Genomic DNA, 17,550 nt, shown 5'->3' on the forward strand with positions numbered 1-17,550 from the left:
CCAGGTGACCCAGTTCCAGTTTCCACCGCGGTCCACGCGCGGCTCGATCATGGGCTTCTCGTGGGGACAGATCGGCATGGCCGTGGCCGGCGTGATCTGCCTGGTCGTTGCCGCGAATCTCCTGACGGCCGGCCGGCAGGGCACCGCCGGGGGAATGCTGATGGCAGCGCTGCTACTGCTCACGGTGGGTCTGCTTCGGCTGCGGGGCCGACGTGTCACCGAGTGGGCCCCCATCGTCGCCGGGGCGCTCGCCCAGCGCGTCGCCCGGCAGGACCGGTACCGCGGTGGTGTGTTCGGGGCCAATCCGGGCAGCACGCACCTGCACCTTCCGGGTCCGGCCGCCGGGTACCGCTGGCTGCCGGCGGTCGCCGCTGACGGGCTGACCGAGGTGGGGTTGCTGCACCACCGCCGCGAGAACACCGTCACCGCGGCCCTGCTGTGCGCGGGCAGCAACCTGGTCCTGACCGACACGTCGGTGCAGCAACAGCGCCTGGCATCGTGGGCGGAGGTGCTGAACCTACTCGGCACCGAGTACGCCGACGCCGGCCTGAACCGGTGGGCACTCACGGCCCGCGCCGTGCCCGATGCCGGCAACCGGGCGCAGCGCCACCTGGTGCAGGCGGCGGTCGACACCGACACACCCGCATACCGGTCGCTGGCGGAGCTGACCGCCGGGGCGGCCCCATCGACGCAACGCCACGAGGTGTACCTGAGCGTCGTGTTCGACACGAAGAAGTTGTCGGCGGAGATCGCCGATGCGGGTGGCACCGACGCGGCCATCGCCGCCGTCGTGCTGGACAAGCTCACCGGTGTGCGGGCCGCGGTCGGGGAGGCGGGCATCGACACGGGGGGCTGGTTGACGCCTCGCGAGTTCGCCGCCGTGTTGCGTACCCAGTTCGACCCCGAGGATCAGCCGCACGTGGACATGCGGACCGCAGACGCGGGCGGGGTGGCGCCGCACATGGCCGGACCTGTTGCTGCGGAGAACATCGGCTGGTCGTCCTACCGTCACGACTCCGGGTTCTCCCAGACCTTGTGGGTGTATGAGATGCCGCGTCAGCCGGTGGCGATGACGTGGATGACGGCCCTGTTCACCCGCACCACCGGCCGGCGCGCGGTGACGCTCGTCGCGGAGCCGGTGCCCGCGCAGCTCGCCCAGTTGGCGACGCGGCGCGACAAGGTCGCCCGCGCCGGCGACGAGATCACCAAACGCAAGATGCGGCTGGTGCGCACCGCGCGCGAGGACGAGGAGGCCCGCTCGGTGGAGCAGGTCGACCGGGAGCAGGCGGTCGGGCACGTGCGCTACCGCTACGCGATCGTCGTCACCGTCACCGCCGGCAGCGAAGAGCAGCTGCGCCACGACGTGCGCGCTATCAAACGCGTCCTGGGCCGCACCGGCTGCCAAGCCGTCGTGCTCTACGGAGAGCAGGACCAGGGCTTCATCGCTGGGGCGTTGCCCTTGGCGCGGGGGCTCAAGCCGATGCGGGGGTGGTGGGCGTGAGTCGGGCACGGGTGCGGCGGGAAGGATCCCTTGGGCAGCGCATCGAGCAGGCGGCGCAGCGGCGGGACCTGGCGGCGGCGCAGGCCGACCTAGAACGGGAGCAGCGCGCCCTGCGTCGGACGTCGCAGCGGCTGCTGGGCGCGCCGCCGGTCGACGGGCGCGGCGCGCTGGGGCGGGCGGCGGGGCGGGTGTTCTGGCGGCTGCGGTTGCCGCCGCTGGTCACCACCAGCGCTCAGCTGTGCAGCGTGTACCCGTTCGTCGCTGACCCGGGCCTCGGGGTGGACGGGCCGCTGATCGGGCAGGAGGTGTACTCCCGGACCGGGTTCGTGTTCTCGATGCGGGAGCTGTACCGGGCCGGGGTGCTCAGCGCCCCGAACATGGTGGTCACCGGGGAGATCGGATCGGCGAAGTCGTCGCTGCTCAAGACGATCGCGTTCCGGGGGATCCCGTTCGGCACCCGCTTCTACATCGTCGACGTCAAGGGCGAGTACGACGCCCTCGCCCAGGCCTCCGGGATACGACCGGTACGCGTCGGCCCCGGTGCCGGGGTCGTGATGAACCCCCTCGCCGGGATCCGCCGCCAGCCGGGGCAGGGGGAGGCACAGTGGCTACAGATCCAGCGGGCCCGCCGCCTGCTGCTGCTGGAAGGACTCCTGGAGATCCAACTCGGTGGGCCGCTCGGTGAGGCCGAACGGTCGCTGATCGAATACGCCCTCGACGCGGTGACCCGGGGCGATGACGGCACCAGCGTCGACCGGTTGGCCACGCCCACCCTGTCGTTGGTGCTGCGGGCGATGGGCGATCCGCAGGCGTGGGCGCATCGCCTCGCCGGAGTGCACTACGACGTCGACCAGTTCACCGCCGACAGCCGCCGGGTCCGCCTCGCGCTGGAGCGGCTGATCACCGGCGCTCTCGGCGGGATCTTCGACGCCCCGGTGGCGTCGACGTTGACGGTGGACTTCGACCAGCCCGGCGCGATCCTGGACCTGCGGGCGGTACGGACCTCGGACCAGATGATGGCGATGGCGATGACCTGCGCCCAGTCGTGGCTGGAGGCGGAGCTGACCCGGCCCGACGCCCCACCTCGGGTGTGCCTGTATGACGAGTTCGCGTTGATCACCCGCCACCTCGGCCTGGTGCGGCGGATGCGTGAGCAGCTGAAACTCGCCCGTGCGTTGGGCACGGAGAACATTCTGGCGTTTCACCGATTCTCGGATTTGGCGGCCAGCGGCAGCGCCGATTCCGAGCAGGTCCGTATCGCCCGCGGGCTGATCGAGGACACCGGTGTGCGGGTGTCCTACCGCCAGGCTGCCGGCTCGCTGGACGCCGCCCGCGAGTTCTTGGGCACCACCGACGTGGAGACCAACCTGCTGCTGCACCTACGTCGCGGCGTGGGGCTGTGGAAGGTCGGGATGCGCTCCTACGTCGTCAAGCACCAGCTCTCCACGTTGGAGCAGGACATGGTTGACACCGACAGCCGCATGCGCGTTGACCCTGACCGGCCGGGGCGGGAGCTGACCGACGCGGAGTACGAGGCGCGGGAGTCCGACGCGGTGGGGCAGGTGCCGTGATGGCCGGCTCCCTCATGTCCCCCGGACACCGGCTACCCAAGCGCGGCATGCCCCGGGCTGACGTCCTGGCGCGGCTGGCGCTGCTGGGCATCGCCGCGACGGCCGCGCTGCTGGGCACCGTGACGCTGTGGCTGGCCGGGCAACTCGGTGGGATCCTCACCCACCTGTCATGGCCGCACAGCACGCCAGCGGACGCACCCGGCATCGCCGCACGGATGATCTTCAACGGCGGTGATCCCGGTGCGGCGTGGCCCGCCGAAGCCCGCGCGGACCTGCCGCCGAACGGCCTGCTGTACGCGCTGTGGCTCGTGCTGTTCAGCGCGGCCGTCGTGGGCCTCACGGTGCCGGCGGTCCGCGTCGCGCAGCGGCGGGTGCAGCGGCACGGATTCGCCCGCCGCAAGGACCTCGACCAGGTCGTCACGGCGGCGGCGGTGCTGCGCCGCGTCGACGTGCTCCGCCCCGGCCTGATCGTGCAGGTGAGCGACCGGCCCGAGGTCGTGCAAGCCAAGGTGCGCCGTCGCGCTGATCCGCTGGAGGTGGCGCGGCGCCTGGGCGAGCACGCGCTCACCGGTGAGCCGTTGTACCTGGCCAATGAATACACCGAGCTGCTCGCCGGCGCGGCGCGCTTCGCGGGTAAGACCAGCCGTTACGTGGTGCCCCGGGTCGCGGACGCCCGCGGCGCGGTCCTCACCACCTCCACCCGCCTCGACGTCGCCGCCGTCACCTACGACCTGCGCGCGCAGATCGGCCCGACCTGGATTTTCGAACCGCAGGGGCAACTTCCCGGGGTGCCCCGGCTGCGGTGGTCACCGATCGAGGGCGCCGAAGATCCCGACATCGCGGCGCTGCGGGCGAAGGGGTTCGCCGCCGGCGCCGGCCTCAAGGCCGACGCCGAGAACGGCCAATACTTCCAGGACCAGGCCGCGTCCATCATCCGCGGCCTGCTCCACGCCGCCGCCCTGGACGAGACGACCACGTTGACCGATGTGGCCAGCTGGGCGGCCAACCCCAGCGACGCACGAGCGGAACGGATCCTGCGCCACCACCAGCAGACGGTATGGGCCGACCGGTTGGCGTTTCACCGCGAGTCCACCGGCCGCAGCCGCGACGCCATCCAATCCGTCGTCTTCGGCGCGCTGGACGCGTTCAGCAACCCGCGGATCCTGCACGCCTGCTCCCCGCCGCGCGGGCAGCAGTTCCGTCCGGAGCCGTGGCTGGACGCCTCCGGCACCCTCTACCTGGTCGGTACCCGCAGCGGGCAGTCGCTGGTCGCGCCGCTGTTCGCCGCGATCGCCGAAGACATCATCTACCGCACCCTGCAACGGGCGCTGGTCGCCGTGGGCGGCCGGGTGGAGCCGTGCCTGTACCTGGTCGGCGACGAGATCACCAACATCGCGCCGCTGCCGTCGTTGCCTGAGCTGGTGTCCGAGGGCGGCGGCAGCGGGATCGCCCTGTCGCTGTGCTGCCAGAACACCCACCAGTTGCAGCAGCGGTGGGGACGCGACGGCGGCCAGGCCCTGCGTGACGGCGTGAACGCCCGCTTCGTGATGGGCGGCATGCAGGACGTGTCGGCGCTCAAGGACGCCCAATCGCTATTTGGGCAGGTGCAGGAGGTGACGTCGGCGGCGTCCTGGGGCGGCGGGCGCGCCAGCGTGCAAGAGAACAGCCGCCGGGAGAACCTGCTCGACCTCGCCGAGCTGCGCACCCTGCCGGCCGGGCACGCCTTGGTGCTGCTCGGGAACATGCCTCCGGTCGAGGTGGTGCAGCCGGCGTGGTGGGAACGCCCAGACGCTGACCGGTTCCACACCGCGCAGGCCGCGTTCACGGCCCGCCTCGAAGGGCGGCGTCCCTGATGGCACAGCGCACCTTCCAGTTCGAGCTGCCGCAGCAGGCATCCGAGGAACAGCAGGCCCTCGCGGAGCTCGCCGAACTCATCGACACCCTGCGCGGCACCGTCGAGCAGCTCGCCGAGGCGCACGTCGCCCTCACCGAACGCGTGGACACCCTCGACGCCCCGGCCGGGTGGGCGCCGGCGGGTTACTGCTGGCGCGACCTGGACGCCGACGCCGCACGCCAGCTCTGGGCGTGGCTGGCTGCGTGGACGCGGTGGCTCGTCGAGCGCTACGGCCTGGCCCAGGACCTCGGGGCGTGCTGGCCGGCGCACCCCGCGCTGGTGGAGGAGCTGACCGCGCTGAGCGTGTCCTGGCACCACGCCTACTCCGGCAAAGCCGACCCGGACGCGCCCCTGCGCTGGCACGAAGCGCTGCACCGCGCCCGGCACCGCTGGCAGGCATGGGACACCACCCGCTGCCGGCACGGCCACCACACACCCCGCAGCGGCGAAACGCTCTGGTCGCAGCCGTGGCCCGAGGCCGCCGAGCGGGCCGTCACCGACGACATCGACGCCCGCCGACGCGCGGCGGCGACAGCACCACGAGGGGGGACGACATGACACAGCCAGCCGAGGTCACCAGCGTCTGGGACTGGCAACGCTTCGAAGCCGCGCTGCTCGGGCTGCGCGAAGGCATCGACACGCTCCAGGAATACATCGCCGAGATTCACGACGCACGTCACGACCGGCGCGACGACCAACAGGAGGACAAGCAGCGATGGACCGAACTCGACGAGATGACGCGGCGGGAGACGGAGCTGGACTTCGCCAGCGACGGATACCTCGACGGGAACTACACCCCCGACGTCGACGAATGAGCGGCACCGTGCGCAGCGCCAAGGCTCCGCTGGCCCGCATCGGCGTCGGCTTGGAGCAGCTACGCCACGACATCGACGCCCTGGTCGACGTCGTGGCCCGTCACCCGCACGCGCGCCCACAGCTCGTGGAGATCCACCACCAGGTGCGGCTGCTGGGACAGCACCTAAACACCGCCCTCGGGACGCCCACCGAGCCCGTCCCGCCCGAGGAGCACCAGTGACACGACACCCCGTCAGGGCGGCCATCGCGGGGGTGGCCACCCTGCTACTCACCGCCTGCGCCGGGACCGCCCCGGCTCCGGCCGGCAGCGCACCTGCCATCGGCCCCACCGTCGAACCTGCGGTGCCAGCCGGGACGCTGCCCGCCGACCCTGACGGCGTCCTACCCGCCACGCCGTCCGCCGCCGATGCGGCGGCGGTGGACGCCGCGATGCGTTTCGTGCGCGCCTGGGCCCGACCCGACCTGCCCGCCGACCGGTGGCTATCAGGCGTGCGCCCGTACGCCGTTTCCGCCTACGCCGACCTGCTGGCCACGGTGGAGCCGGCCAACATTCCCGCCACCCAGGTCACCGGCCGGGGTCAGGTGGTGGCGGCCACGGCGGAGCGGGTCGACATCGACGTCCGCACCGACGCCGGGGTGCTGCGAGTGCGGTGCGTGCGCGACGGCGCCCGGTGGCTGGTCGCCACGGTGGGCATCCGGCAGGAGGCGGTGGAGCGGTGAACCGCGCACGGATTGGGCTCGGTGTGGCGCTCATCGCCGTCCTGCTGATGTGCGCGCTGCCGATGACGGTGGTGCTCACCGACGCGACACCGGCTGCGGCATGCACTGCCACCGGACCCTCTCGCGCACCCACGAGCGAGGTAGGGGCGGTGGGGCGGTGGAACGCCGAACAGGTCGGCAACGCCGCGCAGATCGTCGCCGTGGGACGGCAGCGTGGTGTGCCGGCCCGGGGGTGGGTCATCGCGGTGGCCACGGCGATGGTCGAGTCGAGCCTGCGCAACCTGCGCGGCGGTGACCGCGACTCTCTCGGCCTGTTCCAGCAGCGTCCCAGCCAGGGATGGGGGACTCCCGCGCAGATCCTCGACCCGGTCTACGCCAGTGGGAAGTTCTACGACAAGCTGCTGCGCATCACCGGGTGGGAGCGCCTGCCGGTGACCGTGGCCGCGCAGCGGGTGCAGGTCTCGGCGTTCCCCGACCGCTACGGCCAGTACGAGCACGACGCCGAGCAGGTCGTCGCCGCGGTCACCGGTGTCACCACGGTCGCCGAACTACCCGGGGCCAGCCTCGCCACGTGCCCGGGCGGTCCGGTGACGGTGGCGGCGTCGGGGTGGACGGTGCCGTTGCGCGCCGCGGTGGGCAGCGGCTACGGGCCCCGCGCCGGCCGGCTGCACGCCGGCGTGGATCTCAGCGTGCCCCGCAACACCGTCATCCGTGCGGCCAGCGCCGGTCAGGTGGTGTGGTCGGGCTGCGACCCGAGCACCGGCAACTGCGACGTCGACGGTAGCCCGAGCACCCGCGGGTGCGGCTGGTACGTCGACCTCGTGCACGCCGGCGGCTACGGCACCCGCTACTGCCACATGGTCCGCCGCCCCGATGTCACCGAGGGCGACACCGTGCAGGCCGGACAGCAGATCGGCCTGGTCGGCACCAGCGGCCACTCCTCCGGCCCGCACCTGCACTTCCAAACCCATGAGGGCGCGTGCGCGGGATCGCGCTGCGACCTGGACAACTCCAACTCGGTCGACCCGGTCCCGTTCATGCGGCGACGCGGTGTGGCACTCGGCGAAAGGGGGTGAGGCGTCAAGCAGGAGTTGGCAGGTAGGTCATCAGCCACAGCACGGGGGAGACAGGTATGTACGACGAGGATGAGGACACCGAGCGTCCGCGCCGACCGGCACCGCAACCGCCGCCGCCGACCGACCGCGGCGGGCAGATCGGCCAGCGCCGCAACCGCAAGCCCCACCGGCGCCCGCCACGGCACAGGTGGATGCGATGAACGCCGCCACCGACCGCCGGCCACGTCGCGTCGCGGGCGTCTACCGGCCGCCGGTCAACGCGGCGCGGATGCCGCCGCCCCGGCCGGGCCCGCTGGCGCAACTGGTGCGCACCGCCAACACCCTGCGCGCCCAACTCGAACGCGACGTGCTGCGCGACGAAGGGTTGACCTGGACCACCTACGACGTGCTCGTGCTGGTCTGCGCCCGCCGGGCGGTAGAAACCCGCACGGCGGCCGTCGAGGTCGGCATCGCCAAAGCCACCCTGACCCACGCCCTCGTGTCGCTCGTCGACCGGGGACTGGTCCGCCGGGACCTTCACGAGGAGGACCGGCGGCGGGTGGTCCTGCGCCCGACCCAGGCCGGCATGGAACTAGCCCGCCGTGTCCAAGGCCCTGTCGAAGCCGCACAAGCCCGGCTGTTCAGCGAGCCGGGCATGCCCTCGGAAGACAGCCTTGCCCGCGTCCTGCGGTCCCTCGCCACCCGCTCGCAGCAGGACAGCACCACCGACGAGCCGGACGAAACCCGGTGACCGGGCGCATCGGGGTCGCCCGCGGCACCGCCCTGTACGTCGGGGCGGTGCTCGGGCCCGGCGTACTGGTGCTGCCCGCGCTCGCCGTGCAGGCCGCCGGGCCGGCGTCGCTGCTGGCCTGGGCCCTGATGCTGGCGGTCTCGGTGCCGATCGCGGCGGCGTTCGCCGCGCTCGGCATCCGCTACCCCGACTCAGGCGGGGTGGCTACCTTCACCCGACAGGCGTTCGGACCTGGGGTCGGAACCGTTGTCGGCTGGTGGTTCTACGCGGCCGTGCCGATGGGCATGGTCGCCGGGGCGATGGCCGGCGCCCGGTACGCCACCACCGCGCTGAGCACCGGGCCGGGCGCGGCGGCGGTGATCGCCACCGGCATGCTCGCGGCGGCATACGCGCTGAACCTGGTCGGGCTGCACCTGTCCGGCCGCCTGCATCTGGCGCTCACCGGTGGCCTCTGCGCGCTGCTGATCACGGTGATCGTCGTGTCGGCGCCACACATCAAGGCCAGCCGGTTCACGCCGTTCGTTCCTGAGGGCCCTGCGGGTGTCGGAAGCGCCGCCGCGGTGCTCTTCGTCGCGATCTGCGGGTGGGAAGCCGCCGCGCACCTGGCGGGCGAGTTCACGCGCCCTCGCCGGCAGCTGCCGATCGTGGCCGGGGCAAGTCTGGGCATCATCGCGATCCTCTACGCCGGCCTGGCGATCTGCACCGTCGGCGTGCTCGGCGCGTCCGGTGGGCGCAGCGAGGTGCCACTGCTGCGCCTACTCGGACCGCAGGGCGGCGTCGCTTCGGTGGTGACGGCGCTGTGCGCGCTGCTGCTGACCTTCAGCGCGTGCTTCACCTTCATCGCCGCCGCGGCCCGCGCCGGCGCGGCCCTGGGCCGTGACGGAGCGTTCCCCGGCTGGTTCGCCGCCACCGGCGCGGGTGGGGTGCCGTGGCGCAGCCTCGCCGTGCAAGCCGGCGGCGCGGCCGTGGTCGCCGTCGCCGCGTTGGCCGCACCGACTGTGGTCGACGTGGACCTGCTGATGCGCGCGTTCTCGGTCCTGCTGGCATCGGTCACCCTACTGGGGCTCGCCGCGGCAGTGCGGCTCCTCAGCTCACCGCTGATCCGAGGTGGTGCGGCCGTGGGCGCGGTCGTCGTCGGCGGGGTCGCCGTGTGCGGCGGCCCCCTGCTGATCCTTCCGGCGGCGGTCGCCGTCGCTGCCCTGACGTGGCGGCGACACCGCCCAGCGCAGCGCGACCTACCGGCCGTCAGGCCGGGGCCGAAACCCGCCGGGGGCACGACGTCGCGACGCATCGCGGAGGTGGACGTTCAACCCCGCCGCTCGTACGACCTCGTCAATCCGGCAGCCAGGACCGGCGCATCCGGCCGAACTCATCGCAGCCCATAGCGGTGACGTTCGCTGGTGGTCGTCGGCACTTCCCTGGCCGGCGACCACCAGCGCCTCCTGTCCCTGACCCGGTAAAGGAGCCTCTGGTGACATCCACTTTCGCACCTACCGCAGCCTCGGCAGCTAGCGTGGGCTGGCGCCTCGGCGCCCTCTACGGCCCGGCGGTCTACGGCGTCAGCGCCGCATCCGTCGCTGTGCCCGCTGTCGCTGACGGCCTACACACCGCGCCGGCAACGGCCGTATGGATCTTGACCATTCACGCTCTGGGCCTCGGAGTCGGTGCCGCCGTCGCCGGCCGCGCCACCGACGTCTGGGGGCCACGGAGTGTCCTCACCCTCGGGGCGGTGCTGCTCGCGGCTGGGACGATGCTCTGCGCGGTGGCGACCGCTCTCGTCGTAGCTGTCGCGGGCCGCGCTCTGCTCGCCACCGGATCGGGAGCGATGACCGCGACCGCTCTCACCCTGGCCGCTGGTCAGCCGTCATCGCAGCGGCCGGCGGTGCTGGCCCGACTCGGCGCCGCAATGGCGCTGTTCTCTGCCACCGCACCGCTCGCCGGGGCCCTCGCCGTCGCCACGTCCTGGAAGACGGCGCTCGTCCTGCCCGCCCTGTCGCTGACCGCTATACCCCTGTGCTGGCCGCTCGCCCAATCCCGCCGAGCACTGCCGGCACGAGTCGACTGGGCGGGCGCCGGCCTGTTGGTCGTCACCGCGGCCGGGCTGCTGCTGACAATTCAGTCCGCCACACTGCACTTCCCACCGCTACCCGTCCTCGGTCTGTTCACGGGCACCTGCGCGCTCGCGATCCTGCTGAACCAGCACCGCCGTCGGCACCCCGAGGGCTTCCTCCCCGCCGTGACCAGCCAGCGACCGTTCGTTCTCGCCGGCCTGGCCGGCGCCGGCATCTACGGCGGGCTGTTCGGCTGCGTGTTCGCCGTCCCGCAGATGCTCACCCACCTCGGGTACACCGCCCAGAGCATCGGGTTGCTGCTCGTGCCGGGCGCGATCGTGGCGGCGGCGGCTGCCCGCCTTGCCGGCCACGCCACGGCTGATGTGACACGACGCCGGGTGCTGGCTGCCACGAGCGCGCTGTTCAGCGCCAGCCTGCTGCTCGCCGCCTGGGACCAGCAGCCGGTAACGCTGATCTGCGCGACAACTGCCGGGTTCGCCGCCTTCGCCATCGCCCAGACGACCCTGACCGCCGCCATCACGGCTCACATCGCCCCTCGCCAACGAGGCGGGGCACTCGGCCCGCTGAATCTCATGTTCTTCATCGGGGGCGCGCTGGGCGCCGCGACGTGCTCGGCGTTGTGGCAGCCGTGGGGACTGCCCGCCGCCCTTGCCACCATGGCCGCGCTACCAGCAGTCAGCGCGGCAGCCGCACGTGCGGCGCTGCGCGAGCCACAGCGGGGGAGCTGAGCGAATGGGCGGTGGTATGCGCCCTTGGGGCAGGAGACGTCGCTGGCAGGCCGGCAGCGCGCCCCTTCCGTAGCATCCTGTAGTCGATCAGTAACTGTAGATGGGGAGAGTGGTATGAGTCACGGCAGCGCGGCAAAGGACCGCGAAGACGAAGCCGAATCGATTGGCGAACCGACCCTCGACCCACGGGAGGTGCTGCTCAAGCTCGGTAGGCACCTGTGGGATGAGGCGCGAGACACTCGTGGCGACAACTGGCCACCGCCCTGGCTGATTCTCGCGGCGGCCGGTACCGGGGTCGGCGTCGTGCTGATGCTGATCGTCCCGGTCGTGCGCGGATTGCTGTTCGCCGCAGGTGACGCGCTCGCGGCCCTGGCCGGCTGGACCCACGACCAGGCGTACGCACAGGTCGTGCTCGCGCCGGTACGCCGATACCTGGAGAACCACGCCGAAGGTCTGCCGATACCCGCGACCACCCTATGGTGGACATGGTGCATCACCGGCGTGCTGCTGCTGGCCTGGTGCGTGCTGCGCGTCACCGCCGCACGCATCGGATGGGTCCTGTACGGAACGGCAACCACGGCGATGGTGACATCCGCGACACCCGGGCAGGGACGCTGGATCGCGGCGGCTATCAGTGGTGCCTGGTGGGTGTTGCTCTCAATTCCCGCGTTCGGCAGGCCCCGGTCCTCACCGGTGCTGGTGCTGCCCGCGTCGCCCACCCGCGCAGCGATCCCGCAGCCGCCGGTCCAGGTGAGCTCGGCGACCGCCTCGGTGGCTACGGGCGCGCTGGTGCAGGCAGAGGCCGATGCCGAGAGTGCGGAAGACGGAGATTCGGCTCCGAATGACTACGCGGCGTGGACCGCAGTCCTCTACGAGAGGCTGGTCCGCAGAGCCGATCACGCCCCACCCGCCGACGTCACGGTCTCCTGGACGGCTGTGGCTACCGGCCCGACGTCCTTCGCCGCCCTCGGAGGCGACCGCCACGTCAGCGGCATGGTCATCAACGGACTCGCCGCCGAGGATCTGCTGAGGCAACTGTCCACGCCTGTAGGCGCCAGCACCATCGTTCAGTGGACGACAAACCCACCCCAGACCCCCCGCCGCCGCCGGCTCTCCGACGAGGGCTATGACGGACCTCCGTCGATCGCCGACTTCGTACGCGACAGCGTCGACTCGCTCTCGACCGTCACTGCCGCACTCACCCAGATCAGGAGCCGCTGGAGCGATCTCAACCTCGACGAACAGATCGCCACCCGTGCCGAACTGCTCAACCACACCGCACCACTGACCCGCGATGTCGTCGACTGCATGCCCGACTCCGACGACGACGTCTACCTCGGCAGCATCGTCTTCAACGACTGGATCAACCTCGACACGGTCATCGGCGGTAACGCCTCGTCGTGGAACGACTTCGCGTCTCACCGGCCGCAGGTCGTCGGCCTGATCATCGAGAAACTGCTGACAGCCAACGACCCCGGCATCGCCCTCACTGAGATCCTCACCGACCTTGGACACGCCTGCATGCTGCGCTACGACGGTCCCGCAGGTCCCCTGCACCGCATCGGCCGGAACGGCACCCACCGCACACACGCTCTCCGCATTCTCGGGCTACCGATCATGGCCGCCGAAGTAGCAATCGAGGCACTGCCTCTGCGCATCGACGCCATGAGCACCTGGGGCGAGGGCAACTGGGGCGACAGCTACAACGGCCCAGCTGACCGGATGTGGCGCGCCCTGCGCGACCGCGGCCTACTCGACGGAACGATCTCCGGCAGCGGCCCGCACGCCAAACTAGAGCCTCACCGCGCCGCTGCTCCCTGGCTCCTCGGCAACCCGCGCTCCGCCGCCGCCGTCAGCGCGGCTTACGAACGGATCTATCCAGGAGCTCTCGGCATCCCGGCCGACGCGATGACCGGCCCGCAACAATGGCTCCGTTGGCTACTTAGCGCCTAGCGAAAAATTCTGCCCGATGTGCCTGGCTAGTGCCATGTGGTCAATGCATCTGCCAGGCTCAGCAAGTGCCTGACGCCAGCGATCCACGCGGAAAACTCATGATTCTGTGATGAAGGGACTACCGCGGTGAAGCTCAGGCGGCTGCCTGATGCGCGCAAGTCGCTGCTTGTTCTTGGGTCGGCACCTGAAAGTGAACCTTCGAATTCCGTTATTCGGTGCGGGAGGCTATCATCCAGGTCACGCTTTTCAGGCTGGAAGGACGACGAGGTGGCTAAGCAGACCATTCATAAGCTCATCGACGACCTGGACGGAGGCGACGCTGACGAAACCGTCAAGTTCGCTCTCGACGGTGTCCAGTACGAGATCGACCTGTCGGCCTCCAATGCCGAAAAGCTTCGGAACGTCTTGAAGCCCTACACCAGTCATGGGTCGAAGGTTGGCCGTGGTGGCGTCGCCGTCGGCGTTCGAGTAGCCCGGACTTCTGCGACTCCTGCCGGTTCGCGTCGTGTCGGCAGCGGTGCCGCCGTCAATCGGGAGCAGAACAAGGCGATCCGGGACTGGGCAAAGAGGGCTGGCAGGAGCATTTCGGACCGGGGACGGATCCCGCAGGACGTGGTGGATGAGTATCACCAGAGCGCGGGGCGTTGATCAGCGTCCCACGGCATACCGGCATCCCGCCTGCGCATCAATCCTGCGTCGGGCGATGTCGCGCCTGTAGGGGCGATGGCGCGACGGCGGCGCTTCATGGCGAGTCGCCGCCAGCGGAATGGCCCTGATGGGGCGGAGATCCGCTTTGCTGCTCGCGCCATCGCCCTGCGGTCTCAGCGCCCAGGAGTCGATTGACCATCGCTTCGGCCTCGTCGTGGGAGTCGTACGTCCACCGCAGCACCCTCCCGCTCTCGGTGTCTCCTGCTCGCGCGACGACCTGCCACCGTGTCTGGCGGATCAGCCACACGTCGCGCCGGGCCAAGCGCCCCCAGCTGCCGTTCCACCACCGCCGGACAACCTCCTCCACCACATCCGGATCGTACACACGTTCGACTGCTATGCCGAGGTGAAGCGGCAGGTGGGCAGGTTCATTCGCGTCACGGCGCGCCCTCAACCGCGCACGAGGTGGTCAGCCTGCCGCTTTCAGTAGCACGTCACGCGCCTGTGGGTGAGTGCATCGCGCATCGCGGAGCTGCCGGACCACATTCTGCAGGTATGTGGATACCCGGGGTGAGTCGACTGTTCTGGCTACGTCCAGCGCGTGGTCGAGCGGTTCGCAGGCGGTGACGGGGTCGCCTGCCCGAAGCCGGGCGTTGGCCAGGTCGCAGAGGGCGAGCAGGCGGTCCCTCGGGTATGCGCTCGTTGCGGTATTCGCGCGCTGTGTCAGATAGGAAACGGCCTGGTCGGGCCTGCGTAGGGCCAGCCATGCGCGACCGGTCGCCCCGTCGACGGCCGTCCGGGTTAGCCACTGCGTCCACCACGGCTGATCGTCGTGGCTGGCATCGTCGAGTTGTTGGTGGGCGTGGGCGCTGGCTCGTTGGACTCCGTCGATGTCGCCCCGGCGCCCGGCGATGGTGATCTCCCGCTGAGCGATCACGGCGCGCACCCGCCCCGGTAGGGCGTCGGTGTTGCGGGTGGCAGCGATCGCGATCAGTGTGGCTGCTTCGGTGTGGTGGCCCAGCCAGGATTCCTGGTAGGCGGTTGAGGCGAGTAGGTTCGCGGTGGCCTGGTGCAAGACGGGATCGGGGTCCGCTTCGCGGGCCACCCGCAGTCCGGTCAGGTAGACCCGCTGGGCGCGTGCGTGTTGGGCGGCGTCGAAGAGCATCCAGCCGTACGTCTCGGACATTTCGATGTAGAGGCGGTGGAGCTGTCGTCCTTCGGCGTCGCCGTACGAGCATTGGGTGACGATTTGGCTGAGCAGGCTCCACAGGCCGCCGGCCCACAGCAGCGCCGGCCTGCTGCCCTCGGTGTCGTCGAGTTCGCGGCTGCGTCGCACGGATGTCTCGATGTTGGCCAGTAGTGACGTGGACACGCGGTCGCCGGCGAGCGCTGGCTGCAGGCTCTCCGCGGCCGGCAGCAGGAGGTCCAAGGCGCACGCGGTGACTGCGGATCCGGTGAGCAGTACGAACTTGCGGCGCTTCATGTCGTCTCCCTGGCTCGCCAGCAACAGCTCCCGGGCGGGGACAGCGTAGGGGTCATCCAGAGCATGCGACCGCCGGGCCGGTCTGTCCCAGCCTAGGTCGGCGGGCGTGAGACGCAAGCCTCGATGCAGATGGAGGACGGCAACGACGTCGGTCATGGTCGCCGCCGTTGGCTGGCGACCCTGCACCCACTTGTAGGCACTTTTCGCGTGCAGGGCCGCCGCCCCGCGCTGGCGGCGTACCTCGTTGATTCTGGCGATGAGCTGCTCGGGGCTCCACCCAAGAGCCTTCATGTGGGCTCGCAGCGGCGATTCGTGCGGCGCTGTCATGTCGCTTCCAAGTCCTTGTGGGCTTTTCGCGCCCCGAAGCTAGCACTGGTTTCGGGCCTTGTCCGGCCCGCTGCACCTCAATCAGGTGTCGTACACCTCTTCGGTGCCTACGCCAGTTGCACCCGGCACCCCGCCTCGCTGTCTAGCCCCAGCGATAGTCACCGGCCGATGCTGATCTCGCAGCGAACGACAGGAACCTCGCAGGCTCGAGGCGCTGCCGCTACTGGCCAAGGCCAGTAACGCAGCGAACGTCAGGACCGCGGCTACGGCCGACGAACTGACGGCCTCTATCGGAGACAGCGCGAGCGCGATGCGGACGCATCAACCGTCTGCCCATGACCGCCGCCGTGAGCCCGCCGATCGATTTGTCAACCGGACGTCGCACAGCAATGGGACAGGAAGTAATGATGCCGAGATCGGATGCAGCTGACCTGCTCACCCTGCGCCGGGCCGCCGGCCATATCGGCGCGCACGTCGACGGAGTCGACTTGGCCGGCGCGTTGGACGAACCGCTGATCGCAGCGCTGCGCGACGCGTTGCTGACCCACAAGGTGCTGTTCTTCCGCAATCAGAATCTGGACCACGCCAAGCACATCGCGTTGGGCCAGAGGTTCGGAACGCTGACCGTGCGGTCCCGGTCGCAGAGCAACGCCTGCCTCGATGTGTACCCGCAGATCCTGACGATCTCGCCGCAGATCGACCGCGACCAGTATGGGATCGACTACGAGGCCCACTATCGCCTCCGGTGGGCATCGGGTATCACCGGCTGGCACACCGACATGTCCCACGTGGTGAACCCTCCGGCGGCGTCGATTCTGCGGGCCGAAACCGTTCCGCCGTTCGGCGGCGACACGCAGTGGACCAACCTCGTGGCGGCCTACGAGGGGCTGTCGGCCCCGTTGCGGACGTTGTGTGATGGTCTCCAGGCCGAGCACAGCTTCTTCGCCGGTTATCGGATGGTGGCATCCGATCCGGTCGACCGCGCGATCCTCGACATGATCGGCCCCGATGCGCCGGTGGCGGTGCACCCGGTGGTCCGGGTGCATCCGGAGACCGGCGAGAAGGCGCTGTTCGTCAATCCTTCCCGCACCGCGCGGATCGTCGGGCTGTCTCCCGCCGAGAGCAGCGCGGTGCTGGGCCTGCTGTTCGACCAGGTGACGCGGCCTGAGTACACGGTGCGGTTCGGTTGGGAACCGGGCTCCGTGGCGTTCTGGGACAACCGGTCCACAGCGCACCTGGCGGCTCCGGACATCGACCACCTCGATGGCGTCGCACGGGTCCTGCACCGCGTGACGATCATCGGTGACCTGCCCGTCGGCCCCGACGGGTACACGTCACGGGCCATCTCGGGGACGCCGCTGGGCGCGGACCGCGCCGCGGGCGACGGGTCTGCGGAAGGGCGCGCCCGGTGAGAGCCGCGCCGATGCAGAGCCAGAGCACGTCGCATGTCTTCGCCCGCATCGAGCCTGGTTCCCTGACCAGCGCCGCCGACGCCGCGAGCCTGTTTCACCGGTTCCCGACCTACCAGCAAGGGCTGACGTGGTTGGAGCAGTTCGTCACCCGCTCCCATCCCGACCTGGGCCGGCCCGGCGCGGTGTGTCCCCGTCTGGCGCCCGCTCTGCGCACCGACACAGTGTGGTTGGTCGCGATCGCTCTCACCGGCGCGTCACCCGATCACGCCGTCGCGGCCAGCAAGCTGCTGGGGCACCTGTTCGAGAACCTGGCCACGCAGGAGCAGCGGCAGTCGACGGCTCTGCTCGGCTTCTTCCCTGACCTGGCAGCCCCGAACGCCGCCACCTTCATCGACGGCGGCCACCGGCTGGCACGGCCGTGGTTCGTCGAACGCGGACTGATGCTCGGGGAGTTCCACCCCACGAGCACCGTCGGCGGCGTCCACAACCGCAACCTGCCGGTGATGCGGTGCCCGGCACCGATGTTCGCGGTCCGCGCGATCACCCCTCACGACCTGATGTTCCTCGACCAACCCGAAACCCCGCCCGCCCACCGGCTGGCCTACCTGTAGGCGTTCGA

General features: G+C 70.7%; 16 protein-coding genes. 15 read left to right on the forward strand and 1 reads right to left on the reverse strand.

The window, feature by feature from the left end:
* Positions 1-4: 4 nt before the first annotated feature.
* The 13 genes from ACFYZF_RS14865 to ACFYZF_RS14925 all read left to right on the forward strand — a co-directional run bounded on the left by ACFYZF_RS14865 (position 5) and on the right by ACFYZF_RS14925 (position 13,709).
* On the forward strand, positions 5-1,501 hold the full coding sequence (locus ACFYZF_RS14865) for an SCO6880 family protein (RefSeq protein ID WP_387020185.1): 1,497 nt from the start codon (positions 5-7) through the stop codon (positions 1,499-1,501).
* Complete coding sequence (locus ACFYZF_RS14870; protein WP_387020187.1) at positions 1,498-3,072, forward strand: hypothetical protein; 1,575 nt, start codon at positions 1,498-1,500, stop codon at positions 3,070-3,072. Before ACFYZF_RS14865 ends, ACFYZF_RS14870 begins: the two co-directional genes overlap by 4 nt.
* Positions 3,073-3,119: 47 nt before the next feature.
* A complete protein-coding gene (locus ACFYZF_RS14875) occupies positions 3,120-4,925 on the forward strand; it encodes a type IV secretory system conjugative DNA transfer family protein (protein WP_387020190.1) in 1,806 nt (601 codons plus the stop codon).
* Complete coding sequence (locus ACFYZF_RS14880; RefSeq protein WP_387020192.1) at positions 4,925-5,524, forward strand: hypothetical protein; 600 nt, start codon at positions 4,925-4,927, stop codon at positions 5,522-5,524. Before ACFYZF_RS14875 ends, ACFYZF_RS14880 begins: the two co-directional genes overlap by 1 nt.
* Positions 5,521-5,781 carry a hypothetical protein gene (locus ACFYZF_RS14885; protein WP_387020195.1) on the forward strand — a complete coding sequence of 87 codons (261 nt, stop codon included), beginning with the start codon at positions 5,521-5,523 and terminating at the stop codon, positions 5,779-5,781. The genes ACFYZF_RS14880 and ACFYZF_RS14885 overlap by 4 nt, the downstream gene beginning before the upstream one ends.
* Before the next feature lie 8 nt (positions 5,782-5,789).
* Complete coding sequence (locus ACFYZF_RS14890) at positions 5,790-6,002, forward strand: hypothetical protein (RefSeq protein ID WP_387020198.1); 213 nt, start codon at positions 5,790-5,792, stop codon at positions 6,000-6,002.
* Complete coding sequence (locus ACFYZF_RS14895) at positions 5,999-6,502, forward strand: hypothetical protein (protein WP_387020200.1); 504 nt, start codon at positions 5,999-6,001, stop codon at positions 6,500-6,502. Before ACFYZF_RS14890 ends, ACFYZF_RS14895 begins: the two co-directional genes overlap by 4 nt.
* Complete coding sequence (locus ACFYZF_RS14900) at positions 6,499-7,578, forward strand: M23 family metallopeptidase (RefSeq protein ID WP_387020203.1); 1,080 nt, start codon at positions 6,499-6,501, stop codon at positions 7,576-7,578. Before ACFYZF_RS14895 ends, ACFYZF_RS14900 begins: the two co-directional genes overlap by 4 nt.
* A gap of 196 nt (positions 7,579-7,774) precedes the next feature.
* The gene (locus ACFYZF_RS14905) at positions 7,775-8,308 is read left to right on the forward strand and encodes a MarR family winged helix-turn-helix transcriptional regulator (RefSeq protein ID WP_387020206.1); all 534 of its coding nucleotides are present in this window, start codon (positions 7,775-7,777) and stop codon (positions 8,306-8,308) included.
* Positions 8,305-9,693: an APC family permease gene (locus ACFYZF_RS14910; protein WP_387020208.1), complete on the forward strand. Its 1,389-nt coding sequence runs from the start codon at positions 8,305-8,307 to the stop codon at positions 9,691-9,693. Before ACFYZF_RS14905 ends, ACFYZF_RS14910 begins: the two co-directional genes overlap by 4 nt.
* 128 nt (positions 9,694-9,821) lie before the next feature.
* The gene (locus ACFYZF_RS14915; protein ID WP_387020425.1) at positions 9,822-11,108 is read left to right on the forward strand and encodes an MFS transporter; all 1,287 of its coding nucleotides are present in this window, start codon (positions 9,822-9,824) and stop codon (positions 11,106-11,108) included.
* 114 nt (positions 11,109-11,222) lie between these two features.
* Complete coding sequence (locus ACFYZF_RS14920) at positions 11,223-13,061, forward strand: hypothetical protein (protein WP_387020211.1); 1,839 nt, start codon at positions 11,223-11,225, stop codon at positions 13,059-13,061.
* Positions 13,062-13,328: 267 nt separating this feature from the next.
* Positions 13,329-13,709, forward strand: coding sequence for an Lsr2 family protein (locus ACFYZF_RS14925; protein WP_387020214.1), 381 nt, complete (start codon positions 13,329-13,331; stop codon positions 13,707-13,709).
* Positions 13,710-14,178: 469 nt separating this feature from the next.
* Here ACFYZF_RS14925 and ACFYZF_RS14930 read toward each other — a convergent pair whose 3' ends face one another.
* On the reverse strand, positions 14,179-15,519 hold the full coding sequence (locus ACFYZF_RS14930) for a hypothetical protein (RefSeq protein WP_387020217.1): 1,341 nt from the start codon (positions 15,517-15,519) through the stop codon (positions 14,179-14,181).
* 335 nt (positions 15,520-15,854) lie between these two features.
* Between ACFYZF_RS14930 and ACFYZF_RS14935 the strand changes: the two genes are divergently transcribed.
* Together ACFYZF_RS14935 and ACFYZF_RS14940 are read left to right on the forward strand one after the other, a co-directional pair.
* Positions 15,855-16,931, forward strand: coding sequence for a TauD/TfdA dioxygenase family protein (locus ACFYZF_RS14935; RefSeq protein WP_387020220.1), 1,077 nt, complete (start codon positions 15,855-15,857; stop codon positions 16,929-16,931).
* Positions 16,928-17,542 (forward strand): DUF6875 domain-containing protein, encoded by a 615-nt coding sequence (locus tag ACFYZF_RS14940; protein ID WP_387020223.1) that lies wholly within the window; start codon positions 16,928-16,930, stop codon positions 17,540-17,542. Before ACFYZF_RS14935 ends, ACFYZF_RS14940 begins: the two co-directional genes overlap by 4 nt.
* Positions 17,543-17,550: the final 8 nt, after the last annotated feature.

Source organism: Micromonospora sp. NPDC001898, assembly GCF_042891255.1.
Classification (GTDB): Bacteria; Actinomycetota; Actinomycetes; order Mycobacteriales; family Micromonosporaceae; genus Micromonospora.

What these genes read in the sequence shown, in the direction of transcription:
- ACFYZF_RS14885 (WP_387020195.1), top strand. Translation starts at nt 5,521, where the DNA reads ATGACACAGCCAGCCGAGGTCACCAGCGTCTGGGACTGGCAACGCTTC.
- ACFYZF_RS14920 (WP_387020211.1), top strand. Translation starts at nt 11,223, where the DNA reads ATGAGTCACGGCAGCGCGGCAAAGGACCGCGAAGACGAAGCCGAATCG.
- ACFYZF_RS14875 (WP_387020190.1), top strand. Translation starts at nt 3,120, where the DNA reads ATGCCCCGGGCTGACGTCCTGGCGCGGCTGGCGCTGCTGGGCATCGCC.
- ACFYZF_RS14935 (WP_387020220.1), top strand. Translation starts at nt 15,855, where the DNA reads ATGACCGCCGCCGTGAGCCCGCCGATCGATTTGTCAACCGGACGTCGC.
- ACFYZF_RS14905 (WP_387020206.1), top strand. Translation starts at nt 7,775, where the DNA reads ATGAACGCCGCCACCGACCGCCGGCCACGTCGCGTCGCGGGCGTCTAC.
- ACFYZF_RS14930 (WP_387020217.1), bottom strand. Translation starts at nt 15,519, where the DNA reads ATGACAGCGCCGCACGAATCGCCGCTGCGAGCCCACATGAAGGCTCTT.
- ACFYZF_RS14880 (WP_387020192.1), top strand. Translation starts at nt 4,925, where the DNA reads ATGGCACAGCGCACCTTCCAGTTCGAGCTGCCGCAGCAGGCATCCGAG.